The 18282-nt window shown below is 37.1% G+C and carries 13 protein-coding genes and 1 pseudogene; 12 read left to right on the plus strand and 2 right to left on the minus strand.

The genetic code is table 11. The features are described from left to right. From D8787_RS09285 to D8787_RS09320, 6 genes and pseudogenes are all read left to right on the plus strand, one after another. Nucleotides 1-183: pseudogene (locus tag D8787_RS09285) on the plus strand (group II intron reverse transcriptase/maturase); the annotation flags it as partial. 413 nt (nucleotides 184-596) lie between these two features. Continuing rightward, the gene (locus D8787_RS09300) at nucleotides 597-1589 is read left to right on the plus strand and encodes an ABC transporter ATP-binding protein (RefSeq protein WP_125423193.1); all 993 of its coding nucleotides are present in this window, start codon (nucleotides 597-599) and stop codon (nucleotides 1587-1589) included. Nucleotide 1590: 1 nt separating this feature from the next. Next, entirely contained in the window at nucleotides 1591-2409 is an 819-nt protein-coding gene (locus tag D8787_RS09305) for an ABC transporter permease (protein ID WP_125423196.1), read from the plus strand. Nucleotide 2410: 1 nt separating this feature from the next. Continuing rightward, nucleotides 2411-3196, plus strand: coding sequence for an ABC transporter permease (locus D8787_RS09310; protein WP_125423198.1), 786 nt, complete (start codon nucleotides 2411-2413; stop codon nucleotides 3194-3196). Between the two features lie 698 nt (nucleotides 3197-3894). Then, the gene (locus D8787_RS09315; protein ID WP_125423201.1) at nucleotides 3895-10473 is read left to right on the plus strand and encodes a S8 family peptidase; all 6579 of its coding nucleotides are present in this window, start codon (nucleotides 3895-3897) and stop codon (nucleotides 10471-10473) included. Nucleotides 10474-10915: 442 nt separating this feature from the next. Further along, nucleotides 10916-11224: a hypothetical protein gene (locus tag D8787_RS09320; RefSeq protein WP_125423205.1), complete on the plus strand. Its 309-nt coding sequence runs from the start codon at nucleotides 10916-10918 to the stop codon at nucleotides 11222-11224. A gap of 81 nt (nucleotides 11225-11305) precedes the next feature. On the opposite strand, the gene D8787_RS09325 is transcribed toward D8787_RS09320, so the two are convergent. Then, on the minus strand, nucleotides 11306-11665 hold the full coding sequence (locus D8787_RS09325; protein ID WP_125423208.1) for a DUF3397 domain-containing protein: 360 nt from the start codon (nucleotides 11663-11665) through the stop codon (nucleotides 11306-11308). A gap of 91 nt (nucleotides 11666-11756) precedes the next feature. Here D8787_RS09325 and D8787_RS09330 point away from each other — a divergent pair, with 91 nt between their 5' ends. From D8787_RS09330 to D8787_RS09355, 6 genes are all read left to right on the plus strand, one after another. Further along, nucleotides 11757-12713, plus strand: coding sequence for a TIGR01212 family radical SAM protein (locus tag D8787_RS09330; protein WP_125423211.1), 957 nt, complete (start codon nucleotides 11757-11759; stop codon nucleotides 12711-12713). Then, nucleotides 12697-13254: a tRNA (mnm(5)s(2)U34)-methyltransferase gene (locus D8787_RS09335; protein WP_185776791.1), complete on the plus strand. Its 558-nt coding sequence runs from the start codon at nucleotides 12697-12699 to the stop codon at nucleotides 13252-13254. Before D8787_RS09330 ends, D8787_RS09335 begins: the two co-directional genes overlap by 17 nt. Next, nucleotides 13247-13501: a hypothetical protein gene (locus tag D8787_RS09340; RefSeq protein ID WP_000361085.1), complete on the plus strand. Its 255-nt coding sequence runs from the start codon at nucleotides 13247-13249 to the stop codon at nucleotides 13499-13501. The genes D8787_RS09335 and D8787_RS09340 overlap by 8 nt, the downstream gene beginning before the upstream one ends. Before the next feature lie 11 nt (nucleotides 13502-13512). After that, nucleotides 13513-15567, plus strand: coding sequence for a cation:proton antiporter (locus D8787_RS09345; protein ID WP_125423217.1), 2055 nt, complete (start codon nucleotides 13513-13515; stop codon nucleotides 15565-15567). A gap of 179 nt (nucleotides 15568-15746) precedes the next feature. Beyond that, nucleotides 15747-16607 (plus strand): YihY/virulence factor BrkB family protein, encoded by an 861-nt coding sequence (locus D8787_RS09350; protein WP_125423220.1) that lies wholly within the window; start codon nucleotides 15747-15749, stop codon nucleotides 16605-16607. A 125-nt stretch (nucleotides 16608-16732) separates the two neighbouring features. Continuing rightward, nucleotides 16733-16936 (plus strand): hypothetical protein, encoded by a 204-nt coding sequence (locus tag D8787_RS09355; protein ID WP_042900640.1) that lies wholly within the window; start codon nucleotides 16733-16735, stop codon nucleotides 16934-16936. 86 nt (nucleotides 16937-17022) lie between these two features. Here the strand turns inward: D8787_RS09355 and D8787_RS09360 are convergent, their stop codons facing one another. Further along, a complete protein-coding gene (locus tag D8787_RS09360; RefSeq protein ID WP_050540534.1) occupies nucleotides 17023-17631 on the minus strand; it encodes a hypothetical protein in 609 nt (202 codons plus the stop codon). Nucleotides 17632-18282 lie beyond the last annotated feature (651 nt).

Genomic DNA, 18282 nt, shown 5'->3' on the forward strand with positions numbered 1-18282 from the left:
TTGCTTAAGTTAGGAGTTCCTAAATGGATAGCAGATAAGGTATCTGGCTGGGGTGACCACTATCAATTAGTAGCTCAGAAGTCGGTACTTAAACGTGCTATATCAAAACCAGTCCTTGAGAAACGTGGACTGGTTTCGTGTTTGGATTATTACCTTGAACGACATGCGTTAAAAGTTAGTTGAACCGCCGTATGCCGAACGGCACGTACGGTGGTGTGAGAGGGGCTAGAGATTATCCCCTACTCGATTGTTTTAAGAAAACTATTAAACCAGAATTTTGGACTAATACTCTTCGAAAATCTCTTCAAACCACGTCAGCTTTATCTGCAACCTCAAAGCTGTGCTTTGAGCTACCTGCATCTAGCTTCCTAGTTTGCTCTTTGATTTTCATTGAGTATAAAAATACCACTTTAAGAGAAGAAATTTTAATTTCATAAACTTCAGGCAAACGCTTGCATTCTAGTTTTTATTGGACTATAATAGGTTGGTATAAAGCCTTCTGTAGTAATAAAATGTAGAAGGTGTAGAAAGTAGGGATTTAGAATATTTGTAGTTAAAAATACAATGTTGCTATTCCTTGCGATAGGGAGATAGATATGGCAATGATAGAAGTGGAACATCTTCAGAAAAATTTTGTGAAGACTGTTAAGGAACCAGGCTTGAAGGGGGCTTTGCGCTCCTTTATTTATCCTGAAAAGCAGACCTTTGAAGCGGTCAAGGATTTGACCTTTGAGGTCCCAAAAGGGCAGATTTTAGGCTTCATCGGGGCAAATGGTGCTGGGAAGTCGACAACCATTAAAATGCTGACAGGGATTTTGAAACCGACATCTGGTTTTTGTCGAATTAACGGCAAGATTCCCCAGGACAATCGTCAAGATTATGTCAAAGATATTGGCGTAGTTTTTGGACAACGTACCCAGCTATGGTGGGATTTGGCACTGCAAGAGACCTACACGGTCTTAAAAGAGATTTACGATGTGCCAGACTCGCTCTTTCATAAGCGCATGGATTTTTTGAATGAAGTCTTGGATCTGAAAGACTTTATCAAGGATCCCGTGCGAACTCTTTCACTGGGACAACGGATGCGGGCGGATATTGCGGCGTCCTTGCTCCACAATCCCAAGGTTCTCTTTTTAGATGAGCCAACCATTGGTTTGGATGTTTCCGTCAAGGATAACATTCGTCGTGCCATTACCCAGATCAATCAGGAGGAAGAGACTACCATTCTCTTGACCACTCACGATCTGAGTGATATTGAGCAACTCTGTGATCGGATTTTTATGATTGACAAGGGGCAGGAGATTTTTGATGGAACGGTGAACCAGCTCAAGGAAACCTTTGGCAAGATGAAGACTCTTTCCTTTGAATTGGTGTCAGGGCAAAGTCATCTCCTTTCTCACTATGAAGGCTTTTCGGATATGACAATTGATAGACAAGGGAATAGTCTCAACATTGAATTCGATAGTTCCCGCTACCAGTCGGCTGATATTATCAAGCAAACCCTGTCTGATTTTGAAATCCGCGATTTGAAGATGGTGGATACGGATATTGAGGATATTATCCGTCGCTTCTACCGAAAGGAGCTCTAAGATGGTCAAATTGTGGAGACGATATAAACCCTTTATCAATGCAGGTGTTCAGGAATTGATTACTTACCGAGTCAACTTTATTCTCTATCGGATTGGCGATGTTATGGGGGCTTTTGTAGCCTTTTATCTCTGGAAGGCAGTCTTTGATTCCTCACAGGAGTCCTTGATTCAGGGATTCAGTATGGCAGATATCACCCTCTACATCATCATGAGTTTTGTGACAAATCTTCTGACTAGATCAGATTCGTCCTTTATGATTGGGGAGGAGGTTAAGGATGGTTCCATTATCATGCGATTGTTGAGACCAGTGCATTTTGCGGCCTCCTATCTTTTTACTGAGCTTGGGTCTAAGTGGTTGATTTTTATCAGCGTTGGCCTTCCATTTTTAAGTGTCATTGTCTTGATGAAAATCTTATCTGGGCAAGGTATTGTAGAAGTGCTAGGATTGACGGTCCTTTACCTCTTTAGCCTAACGATCGCCTACCTGATTAACTTTTTCTTTAATATCTGTTTTGGATTTTCTGCCTTTGTATTTAAAAATCTTTGGGGATCCAATCTACTCAAGACTTCCATAGTGGCTTTTATGTCTGGAAGTTTGATTCCCTTGGCTTTCTTTCCAAAGGTTGTTTCAGACATTCTGTCCTTCCTGCCTTTTTCATCCTTGATTTATACTCCGGTTATGATCATTGTTGGGAAATACGATGCTAATCAGATTCTTCAGGCGCTCGCTTTGCAGTTCTTCTGGCTCTTAGTGATGGTGGGCTTGTCTCAGTTGATTTGGAAACGAGTCCAGTCCTTTATCACCATTCAAGGAGGTTAGTATGAAAAAATATCAGCGTATGCATCTGATTTTTATCAGACAATATATCAAGCAAATTATGGAATACAAGGTGGATTTTGTGGTTGGTGTCTTGGGAGTATTTCTGACTCAAGGCTTGAATCTCTTGTTTCTCAATGTCATCTTTCAACACATCCCATCCCTAGAAGGCTGGACTTTTCAAGAGATTGCCTTTATCTATGGTTTTTCTTTGATTCCCAAGGGCTTGGACCATCTCTTTTTTGACAATCTCTGGGCACTAGGGCAACGCCTAGTCCGAAAAGGGGAGTTTGACAAGTATCTGACTCGTCCTATCAATCCCCTCTTCCACATCCTAGTCGAGACCTTTCAGATTGATGCCTTGGGCGAACTCTTGGTCGGTGGTATTTTACTGGGAACAACCGTAACTAGCATTGCTTGGACTCTCCCAAAATTCCTGCTTTTCCTAGTTTGTATTCCTTTTGCGACCTTGATTTATACTTCCTTGAAAATCGCGACAGCCAGCATCGCTTTTTGGACCAAACAGTCAGGCGCCATGATTTATATTTTCTATATGTTCAATGATTTTGCCAAGTACCCGATTTCGATTTATAATTTTCTTCTTCGTTGGTTGATTAGCTTTATCGTGCCTTTTGCCTTTACGGCCTACTATCCTGCCAGCTATTTCTTGCAGGACAAGGATGTAATCTTTAACATCGGAGGTTTGATGTTGATTTCCCTGGCTTTCTTTGTCATTTCCCTTAAACTTTGGGATAGGGGCTTAGATGCCTACGAAAGTGCAGGTTCGTAAATAATACAATATCAAAGCCTTGTCTCAGGACAGGCTTTTTTTAATAGAGATGAAAATTTCTTGACACCTATTCTCAGATCGCTATATTGTAAGTGTAATCGCCGATTTAGCTTATACTCTTCGAAAATCTCTTCAAAGCACGTCAACTTCCATCTGCAACCTCAAAACAGTGTTTTGAGCAATCTGCGGCTAGCTTCCTAGTTTGCTTTTTGATTTTCATTGAGTATTAGTTGCTAGAGCAAGACACTCGTAAAGCCTAAGTCACAGGTGAACATATGACTGAAGATTTGCAAAATTAGACAAGTAGAAAATAACCGTTAAGCCTAGTTCTTATCGGTTATTTACTTTGTTTAATAGTATTGTTATTGCATCAATTATGTCTGTCTTTGTGGTTCTGGTAGTGTTTCAACTTGATTGCTACTATTTTTGATGGTGTGAATGTGCTGATAATGTATCTCAGTTAAGTACGAAATTTTTATATCGTTTTTAATACACATTAAAAATAAAATTAACACATCTTAATTTTTCTTGACTTAAATTTTTTTAATTGATATACTATTTTTCAGAGAGCTAACAATTATATATAAATGTACTACTCTATTTCCTAGATAATACTTAGTAAAACTTTTTATAACAAAGGCTAGCAAAGTTAAAGTTTTCTATCTATCGGAAGTTAAATAAATATGTAAGGAATTAAAATGAAAAAAAGTACAGTATTGTCACTAACCACAGCTGCAGTTATTTTAGCAGCATATGTCCCTAATGAGGTAGTTTTAGCAGACACATCTAGCTCTGAAGATGCTGTAACTATCTCTGATAAAGAAAAAGTAGTAGTAGGTAAACAAAACGAAAACAAAGAAAAACATGAAGATATTCATAATGCTATAGAAACTTCAAAGGATACTGAAGAGAAGAAAACAACAGTTATTGAGGAAAAAGAAGTTGTTAGTAAAGAATCTGTGATAGACAATAAAACTAACAATGAAAAAGCAACAATCAAAAAAGAAGATTCCAATCAATACAAAGGAGATAATGCAGACTCGTCTGCAAGTAAAGACACGGAAAGTCCCAAAAAAGAAGATAGACTTGTCTATATTGCTGAATTTAAAGATAAAGAATCTGAAGAAAAAGCAATCAAGGAATTATCCAATCTTAAGGATACAAAAGTTTTATATACTTATGATACGGTTTTTAATGGTGTTGCAATAGAAACAACTCCAGATACTTTGGACAAAATTAAACTAATAGAAGGTATTTCATCGGTTGAAAGGTCACAAAAAGTCCAACCTATGATGAATCATGCTAGAAAAGAAATTGGAGTTGAAGAGGCAATCGATTACCTAAAGTCTATCAATGCACCATTTGGGAAAAACTTTGATGGTAGAGGTATGGTCATTTCAAATATCGATACCGGGACAGATTATAGACATAAGGCTATGAGAATCGATGATGATGCCAAAGACTCAATGAGATTTAAAAAAGAAGACTTAAAAGGTACTGATAAAAATTTCTGGTTGAGTGATAAAATTCCTCATGCTTTCAATTATTATAATGGTGGTAAAATTACTGTAGAAAAAGCTGATGATGGAAGTGATTATTTTGATCCCCATGGGATGCATATTGCTGGGATTCTTGCGGGAAATGATACTGAACAAGATATCAAAAACTTTAACGGAATAGATGGAATTGCGCCTAATGCACAGATTTTCTCTTATAAAATGTACTCTGACGCAGGATCTGGCTTCGCAGGAGATGAAACAATGTTTCATGCTATTGAAGATTCCATCAAACACAACGTTGATGTTGTTTCGGTATCATCTGGTTTTACAGGAACAGGTCTTGTAGGTGAAAAATATTGGCAAGCTATTAGAGCGTTAAGAAAAGCAGGCATTCCAATGGTTGTAGCTACGGGTAACTATGCGACTTCTGCTTCAAGTTCTTCATGGGATTTAGTAGCAAATAATAATCTGAAAATGACCGACACTGGAAATGTAACGCGAACTGCAGCACATGAAGATGCGATAGCGGTCGCATCTGCTAAAAATCAAACAGTTGAGTTTGATAAAGTCAACATAGGTGGAGAAAGTTTTAAATACAGAAATATAGGGGCCTTTTTCGATAAGAATAAAATCATAACAAATGAAGATGGTTCAAAAGCTCCTAGTAGATTGAAATTTGTATATATAGGCAAAGGTCAAGACCAAGATTTGATAGGATTGAATCTTAAGGGCAAAATTGCAGTAATGGATAGAATTTATACAAAGGATTTAAAAAATGCTTTTAAACGAGCAACGGATAAGGGCGCACGCGCCATTATGGTTGTAAATACTGTAAATTACTACAATAGAGATAATTGGACAGAGCTTCCAGCTATGGGATATGAAGAGGATGAAGGAACGACTAGTCAAGTTTTTTCAATTTCAGGAGATGATGGTGTAAAGTTATGGAACATGATTAACCCTGATAAAAAAACTAAAGTCAAAAGAAATAATAAAGAAGATTTTAAAGATAAATTGGAGCAATACTATCCAATTGATATGGCAAGCTATAATTCTAATAAACCGAATGTAGGTGATGAAAAAGAAATTGACTTTAAGTTTGCACTTGACACAGACAAAGAACTGTATAAAGAAGATATCATAGTTCCAGCAGGATCCACATCTTGGGGACCGAGAACAGATTTACTTTTAAAGCCTGATGTCTCAGCACCAGGTAAAAACATTAAATCCACTCTCAATGTCATTAATGGGAAATCAACTTATGGCTATATGTCAGGAACTAGTATGGCAACTCCAATCGTGGCAGCTTCTACTGTTTTGATTAGACCAAAGTTAAAGGAAATGCTTGAAAGACCTGTGTTGAAAAATCTTAAGGGAGATGACAAAATAGATCTTACAAGTCTTACAAAAATAGCCCTACAAAATACTGCACGCCCTATGATGGATGCGACTTCTTGGAAAGAAAAAAGTCAATACTTTGCATCACCTAGACAACAAGGGGCAGGGCTAATTAATGTTGCCAATGCTTTGAGAAATGAAGTCGTAGCGACTTTTAAAAATACGGATTCTAAAGGTTTGGTAAACTCTTATGGTTCTATTTCTCTTAAAGAAATAAAAGGAGAAGAAAAATATTTTACAATTAAGCTTCACAATACATCAAATAGACCTTTGACCTTTAAAGTTTCAGCATCTGCTATAACTACAGATGCTCTAACTGACAGATTAAAACTGGATGAAACATACAAAGATGAAAAATCTCCAGATGGGAAGCAAATTGTTCCAGAAATCCACCCAGAAAAAATCAAAGGAGCAAATATTACATTTGAGCATGACACTTTCACTATAGGCCCAAATTCTAGCTTTGATTTAAATGCTGTCATAAATGTTGGAGAAGCTAAAAACAAAAATAAATTTGTAGAATCATTTATTCATTTTGAGTCAGTGGAAGAAATGGAAGCTCTAAACTCTAACGGGAAGAAAATAAACTTCCAACCTTCTTTATCGATGCCTCTAATGGGATTTGCTGGGAATTGGAACCACGAACCAATCCTTGATAAATGGGCCTGGGAAGAAGGTTCAAAGTCAAAAACAATGGAAGGTTATGATGATGATGGCAAACCAAAAATTCCAGGAACCTTAAATAAGGGAATTGGTGGAGAACATGGTATAGATAAATTTAATCCAGCAGGAGTTATACAAAATAGAAAAGATAAAAATACAACATCCCTAGATCAAAATCCAGAATTATTTGCTTTCAATAACGAAGGGATCAACGCACCATCATCAAGTGGTTCTAATATTGCTAAAATTTATCCTTTAGATTCAAATGGAAATCCTCAAGATGCTCAACTTGAGAGAGGATTAACACCTTCTCCACTTGTATTAAGAAGTGCAGAAGAAGGATTGATTTCAATAGTAAATACAAATAAAGAGGGAGAAAATCAAATTGACTTAAAAGTCATTTCGAGAGAACACTTTATTAAAGGAATTTTAAACTCTAAAAGAAATGATGCAAAGGGAATCAAATCTTCTAAGCTAAAAGTTTGGGGCGACTTGAAATGGGATGGGCTCATCTATAACCCTAGAGGGAAAGAAGAAAATGCACCAGAAAGCAATGATAAGCAAGATCCTGCTACTAAGATAAGAGGTCAATTTGAACCGATTGCAGAAGGTCAATATTTCTATAAATTTAAATATAGATTAACTAAAGATTACCCATGGCAGGTTTCCTACATTCCTGTAAAAATTGATAACACAGCCCCTAAGATTGTTTCGGTTGATTTTTCAAATCCTGAAAAAATTAAGCTGATTACAAAGGACACTTATCACAAGGTAAAAGAGCAATACAAGAATGAAACTTTATTTGCGAGAGATCAGAAAGAACATCCTGAAAAATTTGACGAGATTGCCAACGAAGTTTGGTATGCAGGAGCCGCTCTTGTTAATGAAGATGGAGAGGTTGAGAAAAATCTTGAAGTAACTTATGCAGGTGAGGGTCAAGGAAGAAATAGGAAACTTGACAAAGATGGAAATACCATTTATGAAATTAAAGGTGCAGGAGATTTAAGAGGAAAAATCATTGAAGTCATTGCATTAGATGGTTCTAGCAATTTCACAAAGATTCATAGAATTAAATTTGCTGATCATGCTAATGAAAAGGGGATGATTTCCTATTATCTAGTAGATCCTGATCAAGATTCATCTAACTACCAAAAGCTTGGCGAGATTGCCGAATCTAAATTTAAAAATTTAGAAAATAGAAAAGAGGATAGTCTTAAAAAAGATACAACTGAGGAAGAAAATCATCAAGAAAATGAAGAGTCTATCGAAGAAAAATCTAGCTTGACTATTCATAAAACTATTTCAACAATTAGAGCTTTTGAAAGCAAAGACTTAAAGAAACTCATTAAAAAGAAATTTAGAGAAGTTGATGACTTTACAAGTGAAACTGGTAAGAGAATAGAGGAATACGATTATAAATACGATGATAAGGGGAATATCATTGCTTATGACGATGGTAGTGCCTTAGAATATGAAACTGAAAAACTTGACGAAATAAAATCAAAAATTTATGGTGTTCTAAGCCCGTCTAAAGATGGACACTTTGAAATTCTTGGAAAGATAAGTAATGTTTCTAAAAATGCCAAGGTATATTATGGCAATAATTATAAATCGATAGAAATCAAAACGACTAAGTATGATTCACATTCAAAAACGATGATATTTGATTTATACGCTAATATTAATGATATTGTGGATGGATTAGCTTTTGCAGGAGATATGAGATTCTTTGTTAAAGATGATAATCAGACAAAAGCTGAAACTAAAATTAGAATGCCTGAAAAAAATAAGGAAACTAAAGAAGAATATCCCTATGCATCAAGTTATGGGAATGTAATAGAATTAGGAGAAGGAGATCTTTCAAAAAATAAACCAAACAATTTAACGGACATGGAATCTGGTAAAATCTATGCTGATTCAGAAAAACAACAATATCTGTTAAAAGATAACATTATTCTAAGAAAAGGCTATGCACTAAAAGTGACTACCTATAATCCTGGAAAAACGGATATGTTAGAAGGAAATGGAGTCTATAACAAGGAAGATATAGCAAAAATACAAAAGGCCAATCCTAATCTAAGAGTCTTATCAGAAAAAATAATTTATGCTGATAGTAGGAATGTTGAAGATGGAAGAAGTACTCAATCAGTATTAATGTCGGCTTTGGACGGCTTTAACATTGTAAGGTATCAAGTGTTTACATTTAAAATGAATGATAAAGGGGAAGCAATCGATAAAGATGGAAATCTTGTGACAGATTCTTCTAAACTTGTATTATTTGGTAAGGATGGTAAAGAGTACACAGGAGAGGATAAGTCCAATGTAGAAGCTATAAAAGAAGATGGCTCTACGTTATTTATTGATGCAAAACCAGTAAACCTTTCAATGGACAAGAACTACTTTAATCCATCTAAATCTAATAAAATTTATGTACGAAATCCAGAATTTTATTTAAGAGGTAAGATTTCTGATAAGGGTGGTTTTAACTGGGAGTTGAGAGTTAATGAATCTGTTGTAGATAATTATTTAATCTACGGAGATTTACACATTGATAACACTAGAGATTTTAACATTAAGCTTAATGTTAAAGACGGTGACATCATGGACTGGGGAATGAAAGACTATAAAGCAAACGGATTCCCAGATAAGGTAACAGATATGGATGGAAATGTTTATCTTCAAACTGGCTATAGCGATTTGAATGCGAAAGCGGTTGGAGTACACTATCAATTTTTATATGATAATGTTAAACCAGAAGTAAACATTGATCCTAAGGGAAATACTAGTATTGAATATGCTGACGGAAAATCTGTTGTCTTTAACATCAATGATAAAAGAAATAATGGATTCGATGGTGAGATTCAAGACAAACATATTTATGTAAATGGAAAAGAATATAAATCATTTGATGATATTAAACAACTAACAGATAAGACACTAAACATTAAGATTGTTGTAAAAGATTTTGCAAGAAATACAACCGTAAAAGAATTCATTTTAAACAAGGATACGGGAGAGGTAAGCGAATTAAAACCTCATACGGTGACTGTGACCATTCAAAATGGAAAAGAAATGAGTTCAACGATAGTGTCGGAAGAAGATTTCATTTTGCCTGTCTATGAGGGTGAATTAGAAAAAGGCTATCAATTTGATGGCTGGGAAATTTCTGGTGTCGAAGGGAAAAAAGATGCTGGTTATGTTATTAATCTATCAAAAGATACCCTTATAAAACCTGTATTCAAGAAAATAGAGGAGAAAAAGGAGGAGGAAAATAAACCTACTTTTGATGTATCCAGAAAGAAAGATAAGGTGCAAGCAAATCATAATCAATTAGATAAAAGTCACAGAAAAGAGGATTTACAAAGAGAAAATCATTCACACAAATCTGATTCAACTAAAGATGTCAAAACTACAGTTCCTGTACAAGTAAATTATAGTCAATTAGATGAAAGTCAAAGATCTGATTCCACTAAGGATGTTACAGCTACAGTTCCTGATAAAAATGATAAAAACTTTGAAAATAAGAAAGAAGTTTATCTTAATGAACCAGAGAATATAGCTAATAAACATACCAATATCGATAGTAAATCGGATACTAACAATTCTGATAGATTGCCAAAAACCGGAACAGTTAGAGAAGGTTTTACACCATTCATTGCTGGAATAATGTTTACCGTAGGTGTATTTCTTGGATTGAAGAAAAAAGATCAAGATTAAGACCAAAGCTATAGAAAAATGGTTTGTGTACTGAGATGAGATAGTGTGGTGATGAAACAGTTTTGTGACAATTGCTATTTAATACTTAATTCTTAAGTTTACATTGATAATTATACTCTTTTAGAATGTATTAATGTACTTTATTTAGATAACAAAAAATCTTCTTATTACAGATAGGAAGATTTTTTGGACTCTACCAATTTCATAACATACTGTATCGAACTATAGAATAAAAATACTGTTGCAATCGGCAAAGTGAAGGAACTCATTCTACTGGGTTTCTTTTTTTCTTAATTATTGAACCACTTAGACAGATATAGAGACCAGATAGTCAAAAGAACTTGTTCTTGAAACTGACCTCTGCTATAATAATTTTTGTAAGGGACGTGAGGCGTCGATACCAGATGGTTCAAGTTTCTAAAAAGAAATTGGAGAAAAAGAAATGAAAAAATTATTGGGGATTGTATTTTTAGTAGCAGCAGCAACAGTAGTGTATTTTGGTTCTGTTGGCTGGCCAAGTTTGGATGTCAACCTATGGTCCCTGATTCCGGTAGGCTTGTTCCTCTTTTTTACTCTAGAGAATCTTTTGAAAAAAGACTACAAGGCTAGTCTGATGTGTTTGATTATTGCCTTCATCATCGCAAATGCAATTTTGGATCTTTTGCCAATTTCAAGTGGCTTGGTGATTGGAGCAGGTGTGCTAGCTTGTGTAGGTATTGGATTTATCTTTCCTGATAAAGATAGTAGATAGAAATTATTGAAAAATAGATAAAGAAAAAACACTTCAATCACTCTATTTTAGTTTGATTGAGGTGTTTTCGATTTCATTTTTTTATTTCTGAGTAAACAATTCAACAATCATCTCAATATACATGACAAGGGTTAATAAGAATCCTGCACGCCAGAAGAATTTGATGAATTTAGGATAGTAAAAGCTACGTTTTTTCAAAAGGAAGAAAAATACGAGAATAATAGCTAGGACCGAGAGGGCTAGCCCCAGTCTAGGGAGGAAATTATGGGTAAAAGTTTTAGCTGTAATCAAGTAGTACTCAAATATTAAAACTGGAAAAGCCAAATCTGCAAAGTTTCGTCCTAGTTTTTTTAATCTAAAAAGTTTGGTTATGATAATGCAGACGACTAAGGTCAGTATCAATAATAAAATAGATGCTAATTTCATTAAAATCATACCCATATTGTATCATAAAAAAAGGCTAATGGAAACGAGAAACAGAGGAATTTATAGGAAAGTCAGGCTTTTGAGATTGTGGGTGATTTTTGTTATAATGAAAGTTATGAAATCTTATAATACCTTGAATGATTATTATCGAAAACTCTTTGGAGAAAAGACTTTTAAAGTCCCTATTGATGCGGGATTTGACTGTCCCAATCGTGATGGAACTGTGGCTCATGGGGGCTGTACTTTTTGTACGGTTTCAGGTTCTGGAGATGCTATCGTAGCACCGGATGCACCTATCCGTGAGCAATTTTATAAGGAAATTGACTTTATGCACCGCAAGTGGCCAGATGTTCAGAAGTATCTGGTTTATTTTCAAAATTTTACCAACACCCATGAAAAGGTGGAAGTCATCCGAGAGCGCTATGAGCAGGCTATTAACGAGCCAGGTGTGGTAGGAATCAATATCGGAACGCGACCAGACTGTTTACCGGACGAAACCATCGAATATTTGGCTGAGTTATCGGAGCGCATGCATGTGACGGTTGAATTGGGCTTGCAGACCACTTATGAAACAACCTCTGACCTGATTAACCGCGCTCACTCTTATGAATTGTATGTGGAAACGGTCAAGCGTTTGAGAAAGTACCCAAAAATTGAGATTGTTTCTCATTTGATTAATGGACTTCCTGGTGAAACCCATGAGATGATGCTTGAAAATGTCCGCCGCTGTGTTACCGATAATGATATTCAAGGGATTAAACTGCATTTGCTTCACCTTATGACTAATACACGTATGCAACGGGATTACCACGAGGGACGTTTACAGTTGATGAGTCAGGAAGAATATGTAAAGGTCATCTGTGATCAACTGGAAATCATTCCCAAGCACATTGTCATCCATCGAATTACAGGAGATGCACCTAGGGATATGCTGATTGGACCTATGTGGAGCCTCAATAAGTGGGAAGTGCTAAATGCTATTGAAACTGAAATGCGACGTCGTGGAAGTGTTCAAGGATGCAAGGCTGTAAAACAGGAGTTTGAAAATGAAAAGACCACTTGAAATGGCACATGATTTTTTGGCTGAGGTTGTGAATCAGGATGATATCGTTGTGGATGCGACAATGGGAAATGGCCACGATACCCTTTTTTTAGCCAAGCTAGCCAAGAAAGTCTATGCCTTTGATATTCAGGAGCAAGCCTTGGAAAAGACGCAAGAGCGTTTACATCAGGCTGGCCTGACAAATGCCCAGTTAATCTTGCAAGGTCATGAAACACTGGACCAGTTTGTGACAGAAGCCAAGGCAGGGATTTTTAATCTGGGTTATCTGCCGTCGGCTGATAAGTCAGTCATTACCCAACCTCAGACAACGATTGAAGCCTTAGAAAAGCTGTGTGCCTTACTTGTCAAAGGTGGACGAATTGCTATCATGATTTACTATGGTCATGAAGGAGGCGACCTCGAGAGGGATGCTGTCTTGGATTTTGTGAGCCAGTTGAACCAACAAGAGTACACAGCTGCTATTTACCGAACTTTAAACCAAGTCAACAACCCACCATTTTTAGTAATGATTGAAAAATTAGAGAGATATAGACATGGATAAACAATACCTACGTGAAAAGCTGGATGCCATGCGCCAGAATTTTGTTGAATCAACCCACCACGAACGAGCGGTGGGTGTGTTAGACCAAGCGCATATGAGCAAAAAAATGCTTAAAATCAAGAAAAAATTAGTTGCTCTTGAGATGGAACGGTGCCAGAGAAAAATTGAGCACAAGGATTGTTCCAAGATTGACCAAAAAATCAAAGAGCAGAAGGAGATATTTGAATCCTGTTGTAAAAAAGATTAAGGAGGACGTGCGTGGAATTACTGATTTACCTCATCCTATTTTTACTGGTTTTAATTGTCTCAAGTACAACCAATAAGCTCCTGCCCTTTTTGCCTCTCCCTTTGGTGCAAATTCTTTTGGGAATTGTGATTGGTCTCTTTTTACCCAATACCGACTTTCACCTCAATACGGAGTTGTTTTTGGCACTGGTTATCGGGCCCTTGCTTTTCAGAGAGTCGGAAGAAGCGGATATTACGGCTATTTTAAAACACTGGCGAATTATTGTTTATCTCATATTTCCAGTGATTTTCATCTCGACCCTGAGTTTGGGTGGCTTGGCCCATCTTCTTTGGCTCAGTCTTCCCTTGGCAGCTTGTTTGGCTGTTGGTGCAGCTCTTGGTCCTACGGACTTGGTGGCTTTTGCTTCTCTTTCGGAGCGTTTTAGCTTTCCTAAGCGCGTGTCCAATATCCTTAAGGGTGAAGGACTCTTGAATGATGCTTCTGGTTTGGTTGCCTTTCAGGTAGCTTTGACAGCTTGGACAACAGGAGCCTTTTCCCTTGGGCAAGCTAGTAGTTCGCTCATCTTTTCAATCCTAGGCGGTTTTTTGATTGGCTTTTTAACAGCCATGACCAACCGTTTCCTTCATAGTTTCTTGCTAAGTGTGAGAGCAACGGATATTGCTAGTGAGCTTTTATTAGAATTGAGTTTACCTCTGGTGACCTTCTTCCTGGCAGAAGAAGTCCACGTTTCAGGGATTATTGCCGTTGTGGTTGCTGGGATTTTAAAGGCAAGCCGATTTAAGAAAATCACGCTCCTTGAAGCCCAAGTGGATACGGTGACCGAGACGGTCTGGCATACAGTGAACTTTATGCTCAATGGTTCTGTCTTTGTGATTTTAGGGATGGAGCTGGAAATGATAGCAGAGCCTATCTTGACCAATCCAATCTATAATCCCTTACTTTTATTGCTATCTCTTGTCGCCCTGACCTTTGTCCTCTTTGCCATTCGTTTTATCATGATTTATGGCTATTATGCCTATAGGACTAGACGTCTCAAGAAAAAGCTAAATAAGTATATGAAGGACATGCTTCTTTTGACCTTCTCAGGTGTTAAGGGAACGGTGTCGATTGCTACGATCCTTCTGATACCAAGTAATCTAGAGCAGGAGTATCCTCTCTTACTTTTCCTCGTTGCAGGTGTGACGCTTGTAAGCTTTTTAACAGGTCTCTTGATCCTGCCTCATCTTTCTGATGAACAGGAAGAAAGCAAGGATTATCTCATGCATATCGCCATTTTGAATGAGGTTACTTCGGAGTTAGAAAAAGAACTTGAAACTCATAAGAATAAGCTCCCTCTCTATGCAGCTATTGACAATTACCATGGACGAATAGAGAATCTTATCTTGAGTCAAGAAAATAAGGGGGCTCAAGAAGACTGGGAGACCTTGAAACTTCTCATCCTCAGTATTGAAAGTGATGGTCTGGAACAGGCCTACGAAGAAGGCAAGATGAGTGAGCGTGCCTATCGAGTCTACCAACGTTATCTGAAAAACATGGAACAAGGTATCAATAGTAAGTTTGCTTCACGAGTGACCTATTATTTCCTTGTTTCCTTGCGGATTTTACGTTTTCTCCTTCACGAAGTCTTTACCTTAGGCAAGACCTTCCGTAGTTGGAAAAATGAAGAATCACAGAAACTCAGAGCCCTTGACTATGACCAAATTGCAGAGCTCTATCTAGAAAATACAGAGATGATTATCGAAAGTCTGGAGAATCTTAAAGGGGTTTATAAGAGTTCTTTAATCAGCTTCATGCAGGATTCTCGTCTCCGAGAAACAGCTATTATCACCAGTGGTGCCTTTGTCGAACGGGTTATCAATCGCGTCAAGCCCAACAATATCGATGAAATGCTGAGAGGCTATTATCTGGAGCGCAAGTTGATTTTCGAATACGAAGAAAAACGATTGATTACGACCAAGTATGCCAAGAAGTTACGACAAAATGTCAATAACTTAGAGAACTATTCTCTCAAGGAAGCTGCCAATACCCTGCCTTATGATATGGTAGAATTGGTAAGAAGAAATTAGTTAATACTCTTCGAAAATCTCTTCAAACCAGGTCAGCGTCGCCTTACCGTAGGTATGGTTACTGACTTCGTCAGTTTCATCTGCAACCTCAAAACAGTGTTTTGAGCAACCTGCGGCTAGCTTCCTAGTTTGCTCTTTGATTTTCATTGAGTATAAGATTGTAAGTGGAGGAGTGTGACATGAAGAAGTGGTGGAAAGAGTTGACAGACAGGCCTTTAGTAAAAGCTTTTTTGCATTATTATCAAGCCTCGGATAGTGAGTTGACCAGTGTCGCAGTAGCCTACTATTGGTTGATTTCGATTTTTCCACTTCTTTTGGTGGTGGTTAATATCTTGCCTTATTTTCAGATTCCAGTTTCCAATTTTTTAAAGGTTGTCAATGAATTTTTGCCAGATACGGTTTATGATGTGGTCGCAAAGATTATTACAGAAGTACTGACCCAACCGTCAACAGGCTTATTGAGTTTTGCAGTTTTGTCAGCCCTCTGGACCTTTTCAAAATCCATGAACTTCTTGCAGAAAGCCTTTAATAAAGCTTACGGAGTAGCAAAAAATCGTGGAATGATTTCCCATCAGCTTATGAGTTTGTTTGTCAGTTTTGGCTTGCAGATTCTATTTGCCTTAGCTCTTTTTCTCAGTGTCTTTGGTCGCATGCTTCTCAACCTTATCAAGAGCTACTGGAAATCGGATAGTCCTATTTTTGATTATCTGCAAGACCTGACAGGCTCCTTGGTCTATGCCTTGATTTTTGCCATCTTGGTTATGCTTTATTATTTCCTCCCCAATGTTAAGGTGCGACGAATTCGACATGTATTGCCAGGAAGTGCCTTTGTCTTGTTGACTCTGGTCTTACTGCTTAATATCTTTTCAGTCTATGTCAACAATTATGTCAATCACCTAGTGGACGTGCGTTTTTTCAGTTCCATCGTCGTGGTAGTCATGATGTTCTGGTTTATTCTCATTGCTAAGATTTTGATTGTCGGCGCGGTGATTAATGCCAGTGTACAGAGTTTGAAAGATCTGAATTTTAGAAAAGACTAACGAATTTTTAATTCATTATGAAACGCATAATATGAAAATTCCACGAGGTCAACTATAGTCAGAAAGCTGAACAACAAGCCAAAACGCCCAAAAAAGGCGGCAAAAAGCAAGCACCTGCAAGCAACGTGCCGAAATGGTCAAATCCTGATTATGTCAACGAATTAGACCCAAAAATCGTTGATATGCTAGTAGAATTTCACAAGTCGCAAGGCACTTTGGAAACTCCCGAGGCGCAAGCAGAAATCGCCCAAAAACGTGAAGAAATCGAGCAAAGGAGAGCTGAGCTTGAGGCTAAAAAACAAGAACTTTTGAACCGCTTGAACAAATAGAGTTTCGCAAGTATTATGCTTACAAATTACTTGAGCAATTAACTAAAATATAAACCCTACCTAGATATAAAGGCAGGGTTTATATTTTAGAAATTCACGTAGGTTGTTTCGGTTTTTTCATACCCAGTATAATCTGAGTTTCTATAGTATCCAGTGATAAACTTCCATTTTCTTTGAGCAACATGGATATAAGTATTTGTTATGTAGTATGGATATGGGCTTTGTGACTCCAAGTAAGACTGATAAGCTTGTATACCAAAATCTGCTCCACCAATTATTGCACCCCATGGGCCACCCACCATAGAACCTATAATAGCAAAAAACGCGGATATTCCAGATTGAACCATGAAGTTAGCGAATGTGTTTTCTAGTTTATTCCCATGTATTGTGTTGACGTAATTCCAAACATTAGGATCGTATGATCTAAAAGATATATTTAGGTCGATTTCATTCTTTTGATAAGCCATATAGAATGACCCATTGACATAGACACCATCAGCACGTTGTTCAATAGTGTCTACACTTCCATCTGGATTGACCACCTCAAGAACTTCATCACTTAAAATATTTACTTGCGTATCTCCGAACCGCACTGATGAGCCATTCTTAAACTGAGTCTCACCAGATACAACTTTAGAGTTTGCCGATAAGCTATCATCAGCAAAAACAACAAGCGACGGGGAAATGCTAGACATACAGAAAATAGACATAACTAGCAAACACATGCATTTAAACATCTTAGACATAACGGAAACTCCTTTTTATTTTTGATTTTTTTCAACTTTTATTATACAATAAAACCAAATAAAAAGAAAGCGGTAACAATATGCTTAATGTGAAAATTTTTTATATATTTTTATTTTTGATCTTTGTCGAAACTACAGGATTGTTGTTGTTGAAAAACGGTCTTGAAAGAGGTTATTTAGATACAGGAGCTATCATCCTTGCAGTTTTTTCATTTGCTTTCGACAACCTATGTTCATTCGGTTATGTCTACTTTACAATAAAAAACCATAAAAAATAAATAGACGCATTTTCAAAAAAAGATTGCATATTTATCTCAGTAAAACGACGGTTTAAATCGTCGTTTTTTTGTAGTACGACGGGCATGTCGTACATCTGAGGTGTAAGTCCTCCGTGGGCACCCGCTACCGGTGAACCCAATAGCGATTCCCAAGCCTGACTATCGTGAGGTAGCGGGGAGAGGAAGGGATAGCGAAATCGTGGCTCTACGAACAGGAACGTGATAGTAAGGCGTATATAGCGGATAAGGGGGCCTAAAACTCTAAAGTCCAAAAAGGTAGTCGTAACCTATATGCGTAAATCACGAGAGTAAACGAGGAAAG

The sequence above is a fragment of the Streptococcus mitis genome (assembly GCF_003944325.1).
GTDB lineage: Bacteria > Bacillota > Bacilli > Lactobacillales > Streptococcaceae > Streptococcus > Streptococcus mitis_CW.